This window comes from Actinocorallia libanotica (assembly GCF_039525175.1).
Lineage (GTDB): Bacteria > Actinomycetota > Actinomycetes > Streptosporangiales > Streptosporangiaceae > Actinocorallia > Actinocorallia libanotica.
Genome location: NZ_BAAAHH010000006.1, coordinates 218,934 through 239,257, shown reverse-complemented (window position 1 = coordinate 239,257; position 20,324 = coordinate 218,934). Strand labels below are relative to the sequence as shown.

General features: G+C 66.6%; 11 protein-coding genes. 7 read left to right on the top strand and 4 right to left on the bottom strand.

What is annotated here, in order from left to right; genetic code table 11:
* Positions 1 to 175 precede the first annotated feature (175 nt).
* A complete protein-coding gene (locus tag ABD140_RS11060) occupies positions 176 to 1,255 on the bottom strand; it encodes an endonuclease NucS domain-containing protein (protein ID WP_344239560.1) in 1,080 nt (359 codons plus the stop codon).
* Positions 1,256 to 1,743: 488 nt separating this feature from the next.
* On the opposite strand from ABD140_RS11060, the gene ABD140_RS11055 reads away from it, so the two are divergent.
* The 4 genes from ABD140_RS11055 (at position 1,744) to ABD140_RS11040 (ending at position 8,162) form a co-directional block, all read left to right on the top strand.
* Complete coding sequence (locus tag ABD140_RS11055; RefSeq protein ID WP_344239558.1) at positions 1,744 to 2,475, top strand: NUDIX hydrolase; 732 nt, start codon at positions 1,744 to 1,746, stop codon at positions 2,473 to 2,475.
* Complete coding sequence (locus tag ABD140_RS11050) at positions 2,472 to 3,632, top strand: 5'-methylthioadenosine/S-adenosylhomocysteine nucleosidase (RefSeq protein ID WP_344239556.1); 1,161 nt, start codon at positions 2,472 to 2,474, stop codon at positions 3,630 to 3,632. The genes ABD140_RS11055 and ABD140_RS11050 overlap by 4 nt, the downstream gene beginning before the upstream one ends.
* Positions 3,629 to 5,617, top strand: a complete 1,989-nt coding sequence (locus tag ABD140_RS11045) for a hypothetical protein (protein ID WP_344239553.1) — start codon at positions 3,629 to 3,631, stop codon at positions 5,615 to 5,617. Before ABD140_RS11050 ends, ABD140_RS11045 begins: the two co-directional genes overlap by 4 nt.
* Before the next feature lie 889 nt (positions 5,618 to 6,506).
* Entirely contained in the window at positions 6,507 to 8,162 is a 1,656-nt protein-coding gene (locus ABD140_RS11040; protein ID WP_344239551.1) for an N-6 DNA methylase, read from the top strand.
* A 57-nt stretch (positions 8,163 to 8,219) separates the two neighbouring features.
* Here ABD140_RS11040 and ABD140_RS11035 read toward each other — a convergent pair whose 3' ends face one another.
* The 3 genes from ABD140_RS11035 to ABD140_RS11025 are packed head-to-tail and all read right to left on the bottom strand — an operon-like array spanning position 8,220 to position 13,465.
* Positions 8,220 to 10,355, bottom strand: coding sequence for a UvrD-helicase domain-containing protein (locus ABD140_RS11035; protein ID WP_344239549.1), 2,136 nt, complete (start codon positions 10,353 to 10,355; stop codon positions 8,220 to 8,222).
* A 36-nt stretch (positions 10,356 to 10,391) separates the two neighbouring features.
* Positions 10,392 to 11,645 (bottom strand): McrC family protein, encoded by a 1,254-nt coding sequence (locus ABD140_RS11030; RefSeq protein ID WP_344239547.1) that lies wholly within the window; start codon positions 11,643 to 11,645, stop codon positions 10,392 to 10,394.
* Positions 11,642 to 13,465, bottom strand: a complete 1,824-nt coding sequence (locus ABD140_RS11025; protein ID WP_344239545.1) for an AAA family ATPase — start codon at positions 13,463 to 13,465, stop codon at positions 11,642 to 11,644. The genes ABD140_RS11030 and ABD140_RS11025 overlap by 4 nt, the downstream gene beginning before the upstream one ends.
* 837 nt (positions 13,466 to 14,302) lie before the next feature.
* Between ABD140_RS11025 and ABD140_RS11020 the strand changes: the two genes are divergently transcribed.
* The 3 genes from ABD140_RS11020 to drmB all read left to right on the top strand — a co-directional run bounded on the left by ABD140_RS11020 (position 14,303) and on the right by drmB (position 20,322).
* A complete protein-coding gene (locus tag ABD140_RS11020) occupies positions 14,303 to 15,220 on the top strand; it encodes a sigma-70 family RNA polymerase sigma factor (RefSeq protein WP_344239543.1) in 918 nt (305 codons plus the stop codon).
* Positions 15,221 to 15,292: 72 nt separating this feature from the next.
* Entirely contained in the window at positions 15,293 to 18,442 is a 3,150-nt protein-coding gene (locus ABD140_RS11015; RefSeq protein ID WP_344239541.1) for a helicase-related protein, read from the top strand.
* Positions 18,439 to 20,322, top strand: coding sequence for a DrmB family protein (gene drmB, locus ABD140_RS11010; protein WP_344239539.1), 1,884 nt, complete (start codon positions 18,439 to 18,441; stop codon positions 20,320 to 20,322). The genes ABD140_RS11015 and drmB overlap by 4 nt, the downstream gene beginning before the upstream one ends.
* Positions 20,323 to 20,324 lie beyond the last annotated feature (2 nt).

Here is a 20,324-nt window from a genome sequence, read left to right as displayed (position 1 = left end):
GCCCGGCGAGCGCGCGAACGCACAGCTCAAGTCATGGCGCATCCTGCAGAAGCTGCGGTGCAGCCCCGGCAAGGCCGGCCACCTCGTCAAAGCCATCGCCGTCCTGCAGAACCACCGAACCGCTCAAGCCGCCCGAGGATGAAAGAGGCTCACTGTACGTCACAGCGGTTCAATCTCAGGTGTCGAGCTCGAAGGCTTTGGTGAGTGTCTCGATGGTGAAAGAGTTCCTAAGACGGCAAGCGCTGTTTTGGTTGGCGAACAGACCGGAAGCGCTGATGGCCTCCTCCCGAGGGAGCGCGCTTATCCAGCGGACGGGGACCACGTATTCGGCGGTTGTGGCGTCGTCCTCGTCTGAGTGCCGGTAGGAGGCCTGCAAGGGAAGCTCGCGCAAGGGTCGCTGTTGGCCGTCGATGATGACTTCGGCTTCGCTGAAGGCGTGTGCTTCGCCGATGACTTCGCCGACGGCGACGTATCCGGTCTGGGGAATGTAGACGAACACCCTGCCTCCCAGAGGGAGGGCACGCAACGTTCGGCTGAACCATAGGCCGCCGCCTGCTGAGACGAAGCCGTAGGTGCGGGCGTCGTCCCAGTTGCGGTGGCCTCCTTCTTCGCCGAAGGAGACGTACCAGTCCTGCCCGTTCCATTCTTCGCGGGTACCGCGCCGACGGCCGGCGGTCCGGGAGACGGTTGAGGTCTCGCTGACCAGCCAGCTCCGTGCCAGGTAGCGGCGCCCGTCGTCTTCGAAGTAACGAAAGAACAGGATGTTGACCGGTACTGCGTAGGAGCTGAGGTAGTTGACGATGCGCTCGGTGGCGACGTCGGCATCGTGGGCCACAACCGTCAGGTGATGGGAGGAGTTGAGGTCCTCGGGCGGGCTCTGGCCGAAGACCTCGGAGAAAGCGACGTCGAAGGCAGCGCCTGCCGCGTAAGCCTCATGAAGGTCGCGGACGTCCTGGTTGGACAGGCTGGCTACCCAGGAGCCGTAGTCGAGCACTTGTGCCACCACATCCCTGGGGGTTCGGTCTCGTTTCAGTTCCAGGACGTGCAGGTTGCCCTCGCCGTCGATGGCGAGCAGGTCAATGATCCCGCCTGTGCTCGTGGACACCTGGCGGCCGATGATCAGAAGAGGGTCACCGAGAATGTCGGGATCCTGCTCGATGAGCCGCTCCAACTGCGTCTCCAGCTCGATACCCGTGGAGCGAATGCGTTCAGGAACGTCGCCGTCTACCCGCCATAGCCCTACCTCTACCGGCATGAACCCTCACCTCTCGATGGATTCTTCTGTGGAGCCGCTCGGATTACCGGTCCGCACGATTTATCGAGCACATCACACACGGGGCATAGCGGGCAGCTGTATTCGCCAAAGAGGCTTGAACGGCATCGAATCCCGCCGCGCGGGTCTGCTGTTCCTTATGACGCCCAGACCATCCAGCTCAAACGGCACCAGACCGGCTGCAAGAACGGAAAAACCACAATCAGGACTGTCTACGCCGTCACCAGCCTGCGGCCTGGACGTATCACCTCCACCTGGCTCGCCTCTTTGATCCGCAGGCACTGGCAGGTCGAAGCCCTGCACCACACCCAAGAGGTCACCTACAACGAGGCGCATATGCATCGGCATCGGCATCGGCACCGGCACCGCGATCTGGATCGACAGGCCTTACTTTTCAGCAATAGGACAGTAGCCTTCGCCGTACCCGGAAGCTACTTTTTGTCAGGTCGACAAAAAGTTAATCTCGCCACATGACCGAAGACCACTGGACACCTCCCGCCGCCATGATCGCGGTCGATTTGGTGATCTTGACGCTACGAGAGTCCCGCCTGCACGTCCTGCTCATCGAGCGCGGCGTTGAGCCTTTCAAGGGAACCTTCGCGCTTCCAGGCGGCTTCCTAGAGCACGTCGAGGAAGACCTCACCGCAGCGGCTCATCGCGAGCTGGCGGAGGAGGCCACCATGGATGTCGAGACGCTGCACCTGGAGCATCTGGGTGTGTACGGCTCCCCCAGGCGTGATCCGCGCGGCCGGGTGGTGTCGGTTGCCTATCTGGCGATCGCGCCGAGGCTGCCGGACCCGATCGCCGGGTCGGACGCGGCCGACGCCCGATGGCAGCGCGCCGACCGGGTGCTCTCCGGAGAACTGGAGCTCGCATTCGATCATCGGCAGATCGTCGAGGACGGAGTCGAACGTGCCCGCACCAAGCTCGAATACTCCGCGCTGGCGACAGCATTCTGCGGACCGACCTTCACGATCACCGACCTTCAGCGGGTCTACGAGGCGGTCTGGGGCATCGTGCTCGACCCCCGCAACTTCTACCGCAAGGTCCAGAAGACCGACGGATTCATCGTTGCGGCAAATCAGGAACACAAGGCCACCTCCGGGCGGCCGGCCAAGCTGTTTCGGGCCGGTCCCCGCAAAGTCCTGTATCCACCGATGGTGCGGCCGACCGAGACATCGAACACGAGGGGCGAAGAGTGAGCAGCAATCTCATCGTCGTCCTCACGGCACTGGACGTGGAGTACGACGCCGTCCGCGAGAAGTTGAGCGACCCGCAAATACACCGACATCCGCAAGGAACCCGTTTCGAGGTCGGCCGACTCGTCGGCGGTCGATGCCGGATCGCGCTCGGCCTGGTCGGCAAGGGCAACCAGGCTGCGGCGGTGCTGGCTGAACGCGCCATCACCGAGTTTGACCCGGCTGCGCTGCTCTTCGTGGGGGTGGCGGGCGCCCTGCACTTTCATCTCGCCCTCGGGGACGTCGTGGTGGCCACCCATGTCTACGCGTTCCACGGTGGGACGAGCGAGGACGATGGGTTCAAGAGTCGCCCCCGAGTGTGGGAGGTCTCGCACGGCGCAGACCAGATTGCCCGGCATGTAGCACGTGACCGCACCTGGATGGACGAGATCCGAACCGGCCGTCGGGCGCCCGAAGTGCACTTCGGGCCGATCACGGCCGGCGAGGTGGTCCTCAATTCCGCAGTTTCAGCACATGCCCGCTGGATTCGACAGCACTACAACGACGCCCTCGCGATCGAGATGGAAGGCGCCGGTGTGGCCCAGGCAGCGCATCTGAACAGGGCGCTTCCGGTGGTCGTGGTCCGAGGCGTCAGTGACCGGGCCGACGGGACCAAGGAGACCACCGACCGAGAGCAGTGGCAGGCAAGGGCCGTGGCCAATGCAGCGGCGTTCACCACAGCTCTCGCCGAGAGCCTGGCCGCCGAGGCACGCGACCACGATCGGTCGACGGCAAACGGAACGAGAGGGAACCTGGAGATGAGCGAGATGATCCACAACGTCGCGAAGGACAACGCCCAGGTCGGCGTGCAGGCAGGCCGGGTATACGGCGGCATCCGCGTGTACGGCGGGCAGGATGCGCAGACCGATCCCGCCGAGGCGATCGCCGCCCTGGAGACCCGGCTCCAGCAAGCACATGCGGCGGAACAATTGGACGAGAACACCTACAGTGCGGCGCTGGAGGAACTCGCCACCGCGCGCGAGGTGCTGCGGTCGAACGGACCGCAGGACATGGGCACGGTGACGCTGGCTCTCAAGAAGGTCCGCGGACTCGTCGGGGACGTGGCCGCCCTCGCTGCCGAAGTGACGAGCATCATCGCCCTCGTCCAAGGCTTGACATGACCGAGCCGGGCAGCACCACCGAGCCGGGCGCCGCGGAGGGCAACTACGCAGGGGATTTTGCTCATGTCGGAGTCCAGGCGACGACTGTACACGGCGACGTCAACTACTACTCATCGCCTGTAGACGCATCGCCCAAGGTGAAATTCGCGACCGGAGTCAGGTTGCTGGAGGGCGGCATGCCGGGCAAGGCGCGACAGCTCATCCACGAGGCCGTGGTGGACGGTCACACTGGCAACAAGGTCTGCTTCCACTGGCAGCTCGCCCTCCTCAGCGGCAGGACCTGGCATGAGATGCCGCACGAGGACATCATGAGGCTGCGGCAGGCGCCGACGATCTGTCGCGTGACCGCCGGGGATTCCTGGGCGGACGGGGTGGAGATCGTGCACCGCCTGCTGAACTCCGTCCAGCAGGGCAACACAGACCCAGGCCCCCTACTCAAGGACTTCGACGAACTTTACGACCCCCAGCGTGCCATGATCCTGCGGCATCTGGAGCTGTTCCTGGACGGACCGCTCAAGAACCAGATGTGGCATCGTGCCCTGCAGGACGCCAGGCGGGACCAGATGGACGGCGACAGAGCCGACCGCGTCTGGAAGTTCTTCCACCCCGAGCCTGCCAATCCTCGGCAGCAGGAACCACGACCGCCCAATATCCCCGTCGGCACCTGGGTGCGGGCGGTGGTGGCGACGGTTGTGCTCGCGGTGGTGCTGCTCCACATCGGATACCTGCTGGTGCGAGGGCTCCAGGTGTACGCGCTCGCGGTATACCTGCTGAGCATCGCCGGTGGTTGTCTGGCCGCGCGCGGCGGCCTGGAATGGCGCTTTCGCACCGAGCGGTGCAGAGCCAAGGACCAGGAGTACGCGGCGCCACGGACACGTACGGCTCAGCCACCGCCCGGCGGCTTCGCGAACAAGGTCGACCAGAGTTTCAGACGCTACTTCGGCAGATACGTGCCGCGCCAGACGGACCGCGCCACTTGGCTGGCCGAGACGGCGGGCATTCGCAAGAGCTTGCGCGACGAGATCGTGGAGGTCTACCGCGAGCAGCGGATCGGCGTCGAGAGGATCAGCTGGCTGATCCGGTACCGGGTGTCCGAGGTTAGGAAGCAGTGGGAGAACGGAACGCTGTTCGCCTACCGATACGAACTCGCCACTCCCCTGTCGACCAAGATCCTGACGCTGATCGGCCTCGCCATCACCGTGTTCGGGGGTTCCCAGGTCATGGAGAGCGCGATGCGGCTCGCCCCGCTGAGCGCGGCTCGTTCGACGGCCCTGGCCCTGGCGGCCGGAGTGATCACCGCTCTTGCCTGGCAGCACATCATCCTGGAATACAGGCGGTACGCGGCTGACAAAGCCGAGGCCACACGGACGCAGGAAGGCTGCCAGGCGGCTTACGAGCGCTGGAAGCAGAAGCTGGCCGACAAGCCCACAGACTTGGAGATGGCCGCTTGGCTCGACCGTGACCGCAAGGTGCTGCTGAACGAGGCGCTGCGCCATTACGGCCTGTCCATGAGCGACATCATCGCCCACGCGTTCATCGAGACACCCGGCCCCCGCACCAAGCGCGCCCGCGTACAGAACGGCCCCTGGCGCTACAGCCGCTACCGGCTATTCCTCTTTCTCCTCACCTCCGACGGGATACGCCAACTCAGCTCCGAACTCGACTTCGAGCGGGGCACCCTCCACGGCTGGAACCGAGTCAACTACCGCTATGAGGCGGTCGCGGCCGTGCGAGTGCACCAGCCGAACGACGACGAATGCAGATTCGAACTCACCCTCGTCAACGGCGAGCAGATCAAGTTCAACGTGTTGACCCCAGGCCAGGAAGAACTCCAGATGAACGAGGCTCACGGCGCAGTGTCGGAGGTGACACTGGACGCCGCGGGGTTCCACCACACCCTCCATGTCATGGAAGGGATCGCCGCCGAAGGAAAACAATGGATCAAACAGGAACGACGGCGGCAAAGCAAACAGAACGTTGCGTAGGCTGCGACATCCATCCCAGCGCGCAGCCGTTGAAGATGTAGCTGTCGGAGACAAAACCGAAAACTCTACAGACCCGCCCGCGGAAGCCGGAGGCTCGAGGATGCCTGCTCCTCCATTAGATCCGGCGAGTTTCACCGGCGAAGTGGGCCACAGGGCAGAACGCAGGGCGCGAAGGGTCCGTGCTCGTCTACGTACAGCCTCCTACTGCTGCGCCTGCCCATTCCCGCGGCTGGCTGTGCTCCGTGAACTCTCTGTCACCGACAAGCTGTTCTGTTTGGAAGCACAGTGCAAGAAATGTCCGATATTCAGCTGGATCCGACCCACTGAACCTCCATGACATAACAAAAAGCCAATCAAGACCCTCGATTTTTGATCTTGATTGGCTCAAGGTTTGGAAAAGCTCCCCTAACGGGAAGCGGTCCACACGGCTACACGATCACGGTGCCGGCCGCATTCCTAACCGCTGGGTGACAGCTTTGGCGAGAACGACGGTTGAACCTATCCGCAAGGGCGCTGCTGTCCGGAACCTTCTGGGCGACCCAGCTTCCGAGGTGGGCGACGCCGGACAGCTGGCAAACGGTGCGTACTGCAGTGCTCGATGCCAAGGCACGCCTCCGTGGGACAGCTCAGCAGTGAGCGAGAGGACTGAAGGGTGAGCGGGGTACGTCGATGCCTTCGGGCCGTGACTGGACGGGACAGGGCAGGTGTGTGAGACAGACTCGGACAACCCTCCGATGTGAGACAGGATGAGGGCAGCTCAGACGAGGACATGCTGATGTCACACCGACCCAGCAGAAACCGAGTACACGGAAAATATCGGTCTAACCCGTGTACATCGCCAACATACATAACTCTCGATTGAGATTGACGTCCCGTGTACGCTGGAACTATGACGGGCAATGTCGCTTCATCGGTCGGACCTCTTGTCACCGGTTCCGAGATCGCTCGACTGGCCGGAGTCACTCGGGCCGCTGTCTCCAACTGGCGTCGGCGCTACGACAACTTCCCCGCGCCGGCGGGAGGTGCCGCGAACAGTCCGCTCTATGCGCTTGCCGAGGTCCAGGAATGGCTGAACAAGCAGCGCAAAGGCCAGGAGGTGTCACCCGAGGTCGAGCTGTGGCAGGCCATGCGGGCCACGTACGGGGAGCAGATGATCACTGGTCTGGCAGAGGTGGCCGCAGTGCTGGCCGGAGAACATGAGTCGAGACTGCCGGATGACGTCGCCACCCGTGTAGGGAAGCTCGCTCAAACCGAAGCGCCCATCGACCTCCTGAACGCACTGACTGAACGGTTTACGGACTCCGCTCGGCGTGCGGGATCGGACCAGGTGACTTCCGAGCGCGTGGTAAGGGCCGTGTGCCACTTCGCCCCCGAGCTGCCAGGCGACGCCACAGTCTTCGACCCGGCCTGTGGAATCGGGGTGCTGCTCCTATCTGTTGCCTCCGAAGCCGGGATGCGCTGCTGCGGCCAGGAAATGGATGTCGACAGTGCCCGTTTCGCACAGCTCCGCGCCGACCTCCTGGGCCGATCAGGCGTACGTATCGTGGCAGGTGATTCCCTTCGTGCGGACGAATGGCCGGACCTCAAAGCGAATCTGGTGGTCTGCGACCCGCCGACCGGCGTGACTGAGTGGGGGCGAGAGGAGCTGCTGCTCAACTCCCGCTGGGAACTTGGTACCCCGTCCAAGGCCGAAGGGGAGCTCGCATGGCTCCAACATGCCTATGCGCACACCGAGCCCGGCGGCCAGGTCCTCATGGTCATGCCAGCCTCGGTCGCCTACCGCAAGGCAGGCCGCCGCATCCGATCAGAACTCGTACGCCGGGGCATCGTGCGCCAAGTAGTCGCCCTGCCACCGGGGACGGCGACCTCTCACGCGCTGCCCGTCCATCTGTGGTGCTTGCGGCGACCCGAGAACACGGGAGGCACGGATACGAACCACACCGTGCGCATGGTCGACCTGACCGGCAACAGCCCCGACGGCAGCCTGGAACCACGCCCCGAACAGGTCATCGACGTGCCTCTGATCGAACTCCTCGACGACACTGTCGACCTGACCCCCGGCAGCCATCTCCGGTCCCGGCACCGCGACTATCTCGGCGAGTACGCCGCCCTGCGCAAGGAGCTGGAGGAGCAGATCCGCCGACTTGCCGCACTCCTGCCCGAGCTTGCGGCGGGTGGCGGACCGGGCTCACTGGACACCGCGACCACCAGCGTCGCGGATCTCGCCCGCGCCGGACTCGTCACCTACGACGGTCCGGAACCAGTCTCGGCCAGCGAACAGCTCGACACGGACTATCTTCAGGGATTCTTGCGCAGCTCCGCCAACACCCGCCGGTCCACAAGTGCCAGTGGGACCTACCGTCTTGATGGTAGGGGTTCGCGTATTCCCCGCATGCCCATCGGCGAGCAGCGTCGGTACGGCTCTGCCTTCCGAGCCCTGTCGGCATTCGAGGAAGGAATGCGCAAGGTCGACGAGCTGAGCCGGCAGCTCGCCGAAGTCGCCCGCGACGGCCTTGCCGCGGGCGCCTTGGCCCCGGAGGAGTGAGGAAGATGCGGGGTAACTCCGGAGTGAGACCCCGCACCTACTCTGTCTGCTGGCCGGTCAGGCGGCGCGTGGCAGAAACGGGCTCGGAGTTCCGCTCCACGTCACACTCAGCGCTTCGCGAGCGCGAGTGCAGGCGACGAAGAGCAGGCAGCGTTCCCGGAGCAGGTCGGCGTCGTGCTGCAGCGGGTCCACCTCGCGCGGGGTGATCTCACGAGCGAACGGGACGGTGCCCTCGGTGACACCGAGGACGGACACCGCGCGGAACTCCAGCCCCTTCATCGCGTGCATCGTTGCCAGCCGTACCCCCTCGGTCCCCTGCGCGGCCTGTCCCTTGACACGCAGCACCGGGACGCCCGCGGCCTTCAGTTTCTCCTCGGCCGCGTCCAGCGAAAGGTTGAAGCGTGCACACACGCCGATCTCATGTGGCGCAAGGCCCTCGGCGAGCAACGCCCGGACCCGGTCCACCAGGGCCTCTGTCTCCTCCTGCCGGGTCGCGTACCCCTGCACCTGGGGGCGGCGTCCGTGGAGCAGGGAGCGGTACCCGGCCAGCGAGTCCGTTCCCTCGCCTTCGAGCGCGTCGACGGTGACGAGCGCGAGGAGCCGCGCAGACCAGGCGAGGATCTCCTCGGTTGAGCGGTAGTTGACGCGCAGCCGGAAGCTGCGGCCGACGGTGGTGATGCCCAGGGAGCCGAGCGAGACCCGGGAATCGTAGATCCGCTGATGCGGGTCGCCGGTGACGAACAGGTCGTCGGGGCCGGGCGAAACCGCGGCGCGTAGCACACGCCACTGTGCGGGGTGCAGGTCCTGTGCCTCGTCGACGACGACATGGGCGTACGGAGCCGGCCCGCCTGCGAGGAGTTCCGCCGCGCGGGCGCAGACGCGCAGGTGTGTGGTCTTGCCGCGGCCGCGCAGGAACTGTTCGAACCGCTCCACGCCGCTCCACACCTCCCGGCGGCGAGTGTGGCCCAGGCCGGTGCCGCGGCCGCGGCGGCTTGCGCCGAGGTAGGCGTCGAGATCGCGGAGGTCCTGGCCGAGAATGACGTGCCGGTACTCCTGGGCCAGGAACTGGGCGGTGAACGGCAGATCGAGCTGCTTGACGGCCTTCTCCCACAACTGCCGCTGTTCCCCTTCTCCGATCGGTCTGGGTGCAGCCGCCAACTTGGCGCGCACGATGCCGTTCGCATAGGCGTCGACCGTCGTCACGTCGATCCGGGCCAGGAGCTTCTCGTCCTCGTCGAGGAGCAGGCCGAGCATCTCACGCAGTCCGGCAGCGAGCGCGTTCGTGAATGTGGTGAGCAGGATACGGCAGTCCTCGGAACGGCTGAGCAGGTGCTTGACCCGATGCAGGGCGGCCACCGTCTTGCCTGTCCCGGGGCCGCCGGTGACCTGTACAGGCCCCCTGTACGAGGTGCGGTAGGCGACGCGCCTCTGGGAGGGGTGGAGGAACACCCGCCAGGCATCGAACGGTTTCTCCAGGATCTCCTCCAGCTCCTGCGGCCCGGTGACCAGGCGGATACGCGCCGGAGTGTTGGTGATCACCGTGGCCAGGTCTTCCACCGGCTCAGCAGGCGCATCGGCGGGCCGACGGACAGCCACGACGTCCCGGTAGACCTCCTCCGGGCTGAACCCCTCGGCGAGGTACTGCAGTACCTCCAGCTGATCCTCCGGCAGGAGCGTGGAAAACGCCTCCAATTGAGCCTTGTCCACAAGCGAACGCGCGGCGCGCAGCACCTGGTCGTCGATGCCGAGCTCGCGCAGTGTGCCGTCGGAGACGTCCGCGAACAGCAGCCGTGGAGCCGTGCGTGCGGCCGTCTCGTACAGCGGTGTCAGCTCGTCCAGGGCGACGGCGTTGCGTACCTCCAGGGCCCGGGTCGCGGAGTTCGCGCTGTACAGACGCTTCGCCGCCCAGGTATAGGCGTCGTCGTGCGGCAGGACATTGACCAGAAGGAACATGTCGCTGCCGTCGTCGGGGGCAAGGACGACGCCCCGCCAGAAGTCGGTGATGCGAATGGTGCGCATGCGCGGGTCACGGGCGTTCTTTACGGACTCCAGGTGCAGTCCCTTGTCCGCGTTGAGTTCGGCGACGCTCATGGCCTGGAATTTCGTCATGGCCTTGCGCACTCCGGCTCGAACCTGCTTCTCCAGAGTGTCGTAGCCGTCCCAGAAACTCTGGGCGAAGGCGAGCCGGGGCATGAGGTCCCTTCCTTTCTGCCTGGCGGTGTTTCATGGTCACGGATGCGAGGTGGCTCCAGCCAGCCGTCCGGCGATCTCCTTCACAGCCAACAGGATCTGTACGGGTTCGCGGGAGAGGTCGAGGCTATGCTGGTACAGTCGCACTCCCCGTCCGTCCGGCCCTGCCGTCGTTCCACGCACCTCATGGAAGCGCTCGGGCTGCCGTCCCGCCGCGTACACCAGATGCGCCTCAGGCAGAGCGAGCACGGTGGCATACGCCAGCGCCTGGTACAGGTCAGCGTTGAGGAGTCCGTCGGCCTTCTCGACCTTGTACTTGGCGTCGACGACGGCGAGCGGAATGCGGCCGTCGCCGGTGCGGACGACGAGATCGGGGCGTATCCGTACGATCCCTGCCGTGTCGAGGTGGTGGGGGTCCTGGAGGCGCGCGGTCAGGCCGTGCTTCCGAAGGGCTTCACACAGGGCGACCGTGACGAAGTCCTCGAACAACTTGTTCATGTCAAGCAGGAAGCCGTCGACAGTGAGCGGTTCGGACCCGGTCGGCCGGTGTTCCGGTGAGGTGCCGCGCAGGACGGCTTCGGCGAGCCGCAGCGCGGGCTGGTAGCGGGAGTTCAGGCGTGACGGCTGCCAACGCGGCAGTTCTTGCCCCCGTACCAGTGGCAGCGCGTCGGCGAGACGTACGCGCTGATGGGCGAGACGCCGTCGGACGGGACCGGGCACACCCGGCAGCCGCAGCAACCGCTCGATGGCGGCGCGCAGAATGCGGTTCTCGGCGGTGTCGGCGGTGTACGCGTCGTAGGCGATCTCCACGGGCGGTGTACGGCCGAAGTGCCGCCGGATCTGCTCAGCCTCGCGCAGCCGTCCGCGCACGACCAGCGCAGACTCCTCCACCTCCCGGTAGCCCTGCAAAACCCCCTGTCGCAGCGCCGCGTCGATCTGCCGCTCCACGGCATGTGCAAGTGCGGGCACGACGTCGTCGTACGCTCCGGTGTCGACGGTGCCCTCCCGGCTGTCACGCCAGGCTCGTGCCGGGTCGAGACTGAACCCGAGGAGAAAGAACAGCCGGCTCACGGGGGTCTTGGGCATGATCCGTACGACCGGGCCGCCGGGCGTCCGCACGGCGCCGACCCGGCTGCCCGCCCGCAGCAGCCAGTGCCCGCCCCGGCCGGGATCCGGGGTCGCGCTCTGCAGAATGTCCGAGGCGGCGAGGGCCCGCCCGGCCTCAGAGCCCAGTGGGACGGAGACGGCGGGCCCGTACTCGCGCAGCGTCACCTCAAGCACGGGCACGGTCACGAGCGCTGCTCGCGCAGCGAGTCGAGGCCGTATCGAGCGGTGACGTCGAGGCCCTCGCCGTAGTGGTGCTCCTCAAGCAGCGGCAGGATTTTCGTGCGCCAGGTCCGTTCGAGGCCGCCGTCGCGGTACACGCCCGGCTTCATCAAGTACGAGGGACCGATGGCGAAGTCGGCGTCGTCGATGCGGGCGTTGAGGGCGTCGAGGAAACGGGCGGGCTCCGGGTCCCTGCCCTCGCGCTTGAGCCAGCGCGCGAGCAGCCCGGCGGTCGGCTCGGCGCGCGGGGACAGCTCCACGAACGCGAAACGGCGCCGCATCGCCGTGTCGACCAGAGCGATCGACCGGTCAGCGGTGTTCATCGTGCCGATCACGAACAGATTCGGCGGCAGCGCGAAGTCGTCCCCGGAGTAAGTGAGGCGGACGGACCTCGTCCGGTACTCCAGGAGGAAGTACAGCTCGCCGAAGACCTTCGCCAGATTGGCACGGTTGATCTCGTCGATGATCAGGAAGTGCGGGATGTGCCGGTTACCCTCGCGGGAGGCGAGATCGGCGAGTTCCCGCAGCGGGCCCGCCGTCAGCCGGAAGGCGACCTCCCTCGTCTCGGGATCCTCCACGGGCCGGAACCCCTCGAAGAAGTCCTCGTAGGCATACGAAGGGTGGAACTGCACGATCTTGACCTGCTCCGGGCCGCCGCCCAAGTACTCGGCCAATTTGATCGCCAGATACGTCTTACCTGTGCCCGGCGGGCCATAGAACACCAACTGCCGTTCATCGAGAAGCAGTTCACGCATCTCCTCCAGCCAGGCACGATCGTGGACCAGGAGGTCCGCGGCGAGCGCCTCGGTGATGTCCGGCAGCGACAGCTCCCGCTGCGTTGGCCGTTCGACAGCGGGGTACTCACCGGCGTTGTCGGTTGCTGCCGGGTCCGTACGCTCCGTAGGCCCGATGAGCCCGTCCAGCGCATCCAGGACGCCGGTCAGATCGACGACATCATGCTGAACGGATAGTTTCTGCTGCACTTCCTCCGGCAGCTCCTCGTACGCATGGCTCTGCGGCAGCCAGCCGACGGTCCTTCGCAGATTTGACAGCCCGCCCGGCAACGAGGTTTGCGTGGCCTCCCCAGTGATCCGCCCGACGTGCAGTCGTCCGTCGCTGATGGTGGCCACCGTGTCGCCCACGCGCATCTGCGTCAGGAACGCATGCAACTCGTCAACGAGGCCCCGCTTCTGGTTGTACGAGGCTGCCCCCTCGTACCCCTCCTCCACGTAACGGCGCAGCGCGCTCTTGGTCGGATCGGTCTCCTCCAGAGGCGGCAAGTGAGCCCCCGCGAGCGAGACGAACCCCTCCTCCAGCCACAACTGCCGCACCAGGTTGCGCCCGGAGACATTGGAGCCGCGCACCAGCCATGCCTTGCGTGGGGCGCGCCAGCCAATGGACAGATAGTCGGCCAGCGGGTGGCCCTCAGTAGTTCGCCAGGACTCCGGGCCGGAAGCGTCGTAGCCGTAGACCAGCGCTGCAGCGGCCGAGGAGGAGTTGCACATGATGTCCCGGGTCGCCACCCAACGTTGCGGTGCTTCCGGCCGGTCAGACTCGGCATGCGCGTCGACGAGCCCGCTACTCGCGCGCAACTCTGCACGGAACCGACGCGCGTGGTCACCGAGTCCGAGCCGCACCTCGGCGGCCACTATCGAACCCTCCTTCAGGAGAAATTTGTGTGAACCGCCGCCGAACTCCGCGAGCAGATATCCACACGCCTCGCCGCCGTCTTTGGGAAGCTTGATGCGGAATTTGGGAGTGCCAGGGAGGCGGTCGGGGTGCGGCATGGGTGACCTTCCGAAGTAGGGCGGGGCATGCGCGAACACCGAACACTTTACCCGTTGACACTGTCAAGCGACTCATGATTTCTGTAAACAAATCCACCCTTTGCGTTGACGACGTAAACAGACTGATCCTAGAGTGTGGATCCGTCCGGCCAACTCTTTCGGGCGAAACTGGCGTGTGGCCGCTGGAGTAGGAGCGTTATGCGTGGGGAGTCCATAACCGAGACCGAGCGGCGCACGATCGAAGCGGAGTTGCCATCCGTCATCGAGAGACTGACGCGCTGCGCGTCCCGTGCAGGCGTTGTCAGCCAGCGGACCTTCGCGTTGGAGGCGGAGCGACTTGGGCTGAGGACCGACGAACAGCAGCGAAGGTTTCGTAACGGGCTGGCCGCTGCTGGCATTCACGTGAAGCCGTCGCGCCGGGGACGGGTGAATCCCCGCCCCGCTCCCGCCACCGACCTTGAGGCGCGGGCGGCGACCTCCTCGACGAAGGCATCCACCCCACCGAGCGTTGCTTCTGAACCCGGGCTCGCCGCGACCGAGACAGCCAGACGCCTGGCCCAGGCCCGACGCATGCTGGCCCGCTACGCCGACGCCAACGGGAGCGTCAGCAAGCTCGCCCACGACGGAGTTGTACGGCTCCACAGGCTCAGCCCTGCCGAAGCGCGTGAGCTGACTGTCGACTTCCCGATCACTCACTCTGGAACGCCCCGTGTACCCGCCGAGCCGGTGGAGCGTCGTGAGGCCCGCTCCGCTGCGTCTGCACTTGCTCCGACGTCCAAGGCCACACCCCAGAGGCCGCCGATCGGTGGGAAGCGTGCCCGAGTTGCGTCCACCGCCATGGACGCACAACTGGCTGACGCCGTCCGCGTGGCTCGGGCCGTCCTGGAGGAGGATCGGTGGCGGCAGGAGCCAGCCAAGGTCCTACTGAAGGCGGACGAGGAAGTTGGGCTCGCCGTTCTTCTGCGGAGCGGTACAGACCGCCTCAGCCGCGACATCCCTGCCGAGGAGATCGCCGCGCTGTCCCGTGATGGCGAGCGGTGGCGCGCTTACGAGTGCCTCGTCCGCCACAACCAGCGGCTCGTGCGGAAGATCGCGCAGGGCTACCAGGGGCACGGATTGGACATCGAGGACCTCGTCCAGCATGGAACCATCGGACTAATGCGCGCGGTGCGCAAGTTCGATGCCACCAAGGGCTACAAGCTCTCGACCTACGCGACGTGGTGGATCAAACAGGCCATCACTCGGGCCATCGCTGACGAGGGCACTCTGATCCGTGTACCGGTGCACATGCACGAAAAGGTCAGCAAGGTAGCTGCGGCTGAGCGCAAGCTGCTGAGTAAGGGCCGAGCCAGAACCGTCGACAACGTCGCCTACGCCACCGGCTTTACCTTTGCCGAAGTGGAGGAGGTGCGCAGGATCAGCCGGCCCACCGACTCCCTGGACCGGATCATCGGAGACGACACCGCCCTGGGCGACCTCATCATCGGGCCGAGCCGACTGCCCGGACCCGCTGTCGTGTTGATTCGCAAGGAGCTTCAGGCACGACTGCGGCACGTCCTGGAGCATCTCTCCGAACGTGAGCGGCATGTCCTTGTCCGGCGCACCGGTCTTGACGGTGACGAGCCGGACACGCTGGAGGACATCGGGGTCGTCTTCGGTGTCACTCGTGAGCGCATCCGCCAAGTGGAATCGAAGGCCAAGTCGAAGTTTCGTGGCCAGCTGGTCCGCCACAGGATGATCCCGTCGCACCTCTAAACCGACCGTATCTCACGGCGGGCCCACAGCTGTTCCCACTCAACGCCCCCACCTGATCGAAGGAACCCGCACATGGATCCGCGCCAGGAGCTGGTCGACTACCTCACCCGCCAGCTCGTCGGCCCCGCCGACGGTGACGACGAGGTACTCGACGCGCCGCCGGACCGGCAGTACCTGATGGGCACGCTCTATCCGCAACAAACGGACCGCCAGCGCCGACTCGACCTCGCCGCCGACGACCCCGAGGCACCCGGTGCCGAGCAGGACGCCCCCGACGTGGACCCGGCCCCCGACCCCGTGCCCGAGACCAACAGCTGGCTGCCCGCGTCCCTTGGCATCAGCTTCTACACCGATGCCGTAGACGTCGAGGTGAGCTGCGCCGCCGCCCGCTACGAGACGCAGCGGAACGGACCCGGACGCGGGCGGCGCTGGCAGCGCATTCCCCTCAGGCCCGAGACACACGCAATCGGTCCTGACCGGGAGGAGGTGCCGGTCTTCGACGGCCGCGCGAAGATCCAGCTGACCCGCCGCTCCTACGGCGCGGGCACCCTCATCACCGTGGCTCTAGTCAACGAAAAACACCATGACCCTGCCGATGACAAGGCGCCGGACTGGGACGACATGCTGTTCCAATGCCGGCTCAGCGTCCGCCCCGCCGATGGCGCCGTGCTGCCATATCCCAGCGTCCGGCTCGCCAGTCGCGATCCCGAGGAACGCGAACTGCGCCTTCAGTACCGGCACATCGTCACCCACGCCGTCGGCCACGGCTGCGCCGTCCGCGAGGCCCACAGCAAAGACGGCGATGTCGAGCTCCTCGTCTCCGAAGCCCTGCCACGCGCCGAAGTACCCGCCATCCGAGCCGGTGGCCCGCTCGAGGCCCCCGCGCTCACGATCTCCCACCTGGCCGACCCGGCTGTCGGCAGGAACCAACTCCGCGAAGAACTCGCCGAGTTCGCCGCTTCGTACCATGCCTGGTACGTGGGCCAGCGATCCATCGAGGTGCCACCCTGGGGCCGGGAAGCCGCGGAGCGGATCCTCGACCGCGTCCGCCAGGCGGTCACCCGCATCGAGGCCGGCGTGCGTACCCTATGCGACCCCGACCGGCCCGAACTCCTCGACGCCTTTCGTATCGCCCAGCGCGCCATGCTGCTGCAGATGCGGCACTCCTCTCCCGACCAGGCCGGTCAACGGCACTGCCGCGCGGACCACGTGGCCATTGACCCGCCCATCGACCCCACGGCCACCTGGCGCCCCTTCCAGCTGGCCTTCTTCCTCCTCGCCCTCGACGGCGTCGCCGACCCCGGACACCATGACCGCAAGACCACGGACCTGATCTGGTTCCCCACCGGTGGTGGCAAGACCGAGGCGTATCTGCTCCTGGCCGCCTTCACCATCGCCCTGCGCCGGATACGCGGCGAAGGCGGCGGGACCACCGTGCTCAGTCGCTACACTCTCAGCCTGCTCACCACCCAGCAGTTCCAGCGTGCCGCCACCACGATCTGCGCCCTGGAGAACCTCCGCCGCACCGAACCCGAACTTGGCCTCGGCGGCGAACCCATCACCATCGGCCTGTGGGTCGGCGACACCACCACCCCGAACAAGTTCCAGGCAGCCAAGGACGCCTTCGACGAACAGCGCGATGCCAGCCACCCTGAAGATGTCTTCATTCTCGACCGCTGCCCGTGGTGCGGCACCCGCATCCTGCCACCGACCAAGTCCAGTATCCGCTCCGACTACGGAGTCCGCGCCGAGGCGGACGAGTTCGCCTTCTACTGCACTCGTGACGAGTGCGCCTTCCACGACGCCCTGCCCGTCGCCGTCGTCGACCAGCACCTCTACAAGGATCCGCCCACGTTCGTCCTGGGCACCGTCGACAAGTTCGCCCGGCTCGCCTGGGAGCCCGACTCCGGCCGCCTTTTCGGCGCGGGTACCGGCAGCCCGCCCCCGTCCCTGATCATCCAGGATGAGCTGCACCTGCTCACAGGACCGCTCGGCACCACAGTCGGCCTCTACGAGGCAGCCATCCTGGAGCTGTGCACCGGCCCGGACGGCCGCCCGCCCAAGATCGTCGCCGCTACGGCCACCATCCGACGCTCCGCCGAACAGGTCCGCGCCCTGCACCACCAGGACGTCCAGCTCTTCCCGCCGTCCGGACTCGACGCCCGCGACAGCTTCTTCGCCGTGCCCGACACCAACCGCCCCGGACGCCTCTACCTCGGCGTCATGGCACAGGGCCATACCGCGGGCCGCGGCGCCGTTTCCACTACGGCGGCCATGCTCCAGGGCGTCCACCCGTTCTCCGAGGAGCACCGCGACGACTACTGGACGCTCGTCGCCTACCACCACAGCCTGCGCGAACTCGGCCGTACCGTCACCGCGGCCAGCGACGACATCCCCGCCCAGCTCCGCGGCCTCGACGAAGGGGCGGGCACGCGCGAGCTGGTCGGCGAGCAGGTACAACAGCTCGACAGCAGCGTGAAGCGCGCCGATCAGCCCATCCTCCTCGACCGCCTCGAAAAGCCCTGGACGGACCCCCGGTCGGTGTCGTTCCTGCCGTGCACCAACATGCTCTCCGTCGGCGTCGACGTGAAGCGGCTCGCCTACATGCTCATGCAGGGCCAGCCCAAGACCACCGCCGAGTACATCCAGGCCACCAGCCGCGTCGGCCGCCACCAGGTGCCCGGACTCGTCGTCACCTACTTCAACGCCATGCGCCCGCGCGACCGGTCCCACTACGAGACCTTCATGGACTACCACCGGGCGCTCTACCGCTATGTCGAACCCGCCAGCGTCACCCCCTGGTCTCTGCCCGCACGCCGCCGCGCCCTGCACGCCGCGCTCGTCATCCTGGTCCGACACCAACTTGGTCTAGCAGCCGAGAACAGGGCAGGACAGATCACCCGCCACAAGGAAAAGGCAGGCCGGATCGCCGACGCCCTCGCTGAGCGTGCTGCGACCGCCGAGCGTGGCGCCACGGGAGCCTACGCCGACGCCGTACGCGCCGACGTACGAACAGAACTCGGCTACCTCCTGGACGACTGGTACCGGCAGGCCGATACCGCCGCCGCCGAGGGCAAGGACCTCTACTACCGCAGTCAGGGCAAGGGCCAGTACAACCTGCTCAAGGGCTTCGAGCAGCGTTACGGCTTGTGGGAGACCCTCAACTCGATGCGCAGCGTGGACCGCGAGTGCCAGATCACCGTGACGGGAGCAGGAAAGTGAAGCGCAAACTCCGGGTCCGCCAGGCGCAGACCGTGCTGCCGTTCGGCGTGGGCGCGGTACTCGACGTCCAGGGTGAGTCGTTCGTCGCCGCCGGCATCGAGAACTGGCCGCAGCTGAAGACTCCCGTCCCCTCCGAACGGCTCGCCGCCCGACTCGGCGTGATGGGTTTCTTCGCCGCGCCCCACACTCTTAACGACCGCTACGACAAGCCTGACCAGCCCGGCGTCCCCTATGTGCGTTTCCCCGGCTGGCTGTTCTGCGGCTCCTGCCGGGCCATGGTCCGCTTTTTGCGCGAGAACGAGAAGCCAGGCGAGCCGCCCGTCTGTACGTCCTGCGCCGCCGCACCCCGCCTTACCCCGATGCGGTTCGTCCGCATCTGCCCGGACGGACATCTCGACGACGTCGACTGGTGGTATTGGGCCCACTCCAAGCTCGCGCCCGAACTGCGGCAGTCCTGCTCCGAGTCGAAGCACGCCTGGAAGGCACACCGGCTCAGCTTCCACGTCGCCGACCGTTCATCCGGACTCGAAGCGCTCTCGGTGCGCTGCGGAGCGACCGGGAAGGGCGGCAAGCCCTGCGGCGCCGAACGCGATCTGCTCGACGTCCTCGGCCCCCAGGGCGGCCATTGCTCTGGCCGCAACCCCTGGCAGCACTGGGACGCGAGAGCCTCCTGCGGCCAGCAGGTGCATATCGTGCAGCGCACCGCTGGCAACGTCTACTACCCGGTCGTCTACTCCGCCCTCGACATTCCCCAGACCGCCGAAGCTCCGCGTGCAGAGCAGGACATGGCGGAGACCGTCCTGGGCCACGGCTACTGGCAGAACCTGCTCGACGCCCTCGGCACGCCCAGGGCCGACATCTTCCGCGACATGATCAAGGAGGACACCGACGCCCCCGACAGCCTCATCGACCAGCTCGTCGCTGAGGCCACCGGTGCCCTCGCGCCAACGCCCACCGAACCGCCGGAGCCCGGAAAGTCCGGCAAGATCGATCTGAGTCGCGACGAGTGGTACGCCTTCGACGCCACCCGATTCCCGGAACCCACAAAGGAGTTCTCGGTCCGCCATGGCGGGCTCGGCCTGGATGACGAGAAGGAGGAGCCCTGGGCCACCCTCGATGCGCACATCGACGGCGTGGTCCTGGTCGACCGCCTCCGCGAGGTCCGAGCTCTGACCGGCTTCCGCCGCCACTCGCCGGGCGGCACCCTTGTCCCCTCCGACACCAGCGGCCGCCTGCGCTGGCTCCCCGCGACCGAAGTCTACGGTGAGGGCATCGTCCTCACTCTCGGCGAACAGCGCCTGACCGCTTGGGAGAACGATCCCCGCGTGCAGGCCCACGTCCACGAAATCCGTGCCGACCTCGACGCGTCGTTCCGCAAGGAACAGCTCGCCGAGACGACCGGCAGCGAACTCTCGCCTCGCTTCCTGCTCCTGCACACCGTCGCCCACCTGCTCATCCGCCAGCTGTCCTTCGACTCCGGCTACACCACCGCCAGCCTGCGCGAGCGCGTGTACGGTCGCCCCGAGTACGGCCAGCGCGGACTGCTGATCTACACGGCCGCCGGTGACGCGGAGGGCACCCTCGGCGGCCTGGTACGGCAGGGTGAGGCGCCGCACTTCGCCGAGACGCTCATCCGGATGCTGGAAGCAGCCGCCTGGTGCTCCGCCGACCCGCTGTGCGCCGAGCACACCGGCCAGGGCTTCGGCAACCTCAACCGCGCCGCCTGCCACGCCTGCACTCTGCTGCCCGAAACGAGCTGCCAGACCGGCAACACCCTCCTCGACCGCGCCCTGGTTGTCGGCTCCGCTCGCGTCCCCGGCTACTTCACCGACGTCCTCACCACGAGCCGCGAATACGCGGCCGCCACCGCCCTGGGATGACA

Coding starts and splice junctions, on each gene's coding strand:
- ABD140_RS11060 (WP_344239560.1), bottom strand. CDS start 1,255: ATGCCGGTAGAGGTAGGGCTATGGCGGGTAGACGGCGACGTTCCTGAA.
- ABD140_RS11025 (WP_344239545.1), bottom strand. CDS start 13,465: ATGCCGCACCCCGACCGCCTCCCTGGCACTCCCAAATTCCGCATCAAG.
- ABD140_RS11035 (WP_344239549.1), bottom strand. CDS start 10,355: ATGCCCCGGCTCGCCTTCGCCCAGAGTTTCTGGGACGGCTACGACACT.
- ABD140_RS11055 (WP_344239558.1), top strand. CDS start 1,744: ATGACCGAAGACCACTGGACACCTCCCGCCGCCATGATCGCGGTCGAT.
- ABD140_RS11040 (WP_344239551.1), top strand. CDS start 6,507: ATGACGGGCAATGTCGCTTCATCGGTCGGACCTCTTGTCACCGGTTCC.
- ABD140_RS11020 (WP_344239543.1), top strand. CDS start 14,303: ATGGACGCACAACTGGCTGACGCCGTCCGCGTGGCTCGGGCCGTCCTG.
- ABD140_RS11015 (WP_344239541.1), top strand. CDS start 15,293: ATGGATCCGCGCCAGGAGCTGGTCGACTACCTCACCCGCCAGCTCGTC.
- ABD140_RS11045 (WP_344239553.1), top strand. CDS start 3,629: ATGACCGAGCCGGGCAGCACCACCGAGCCGGGCGCCGCGGAGGGCAAC.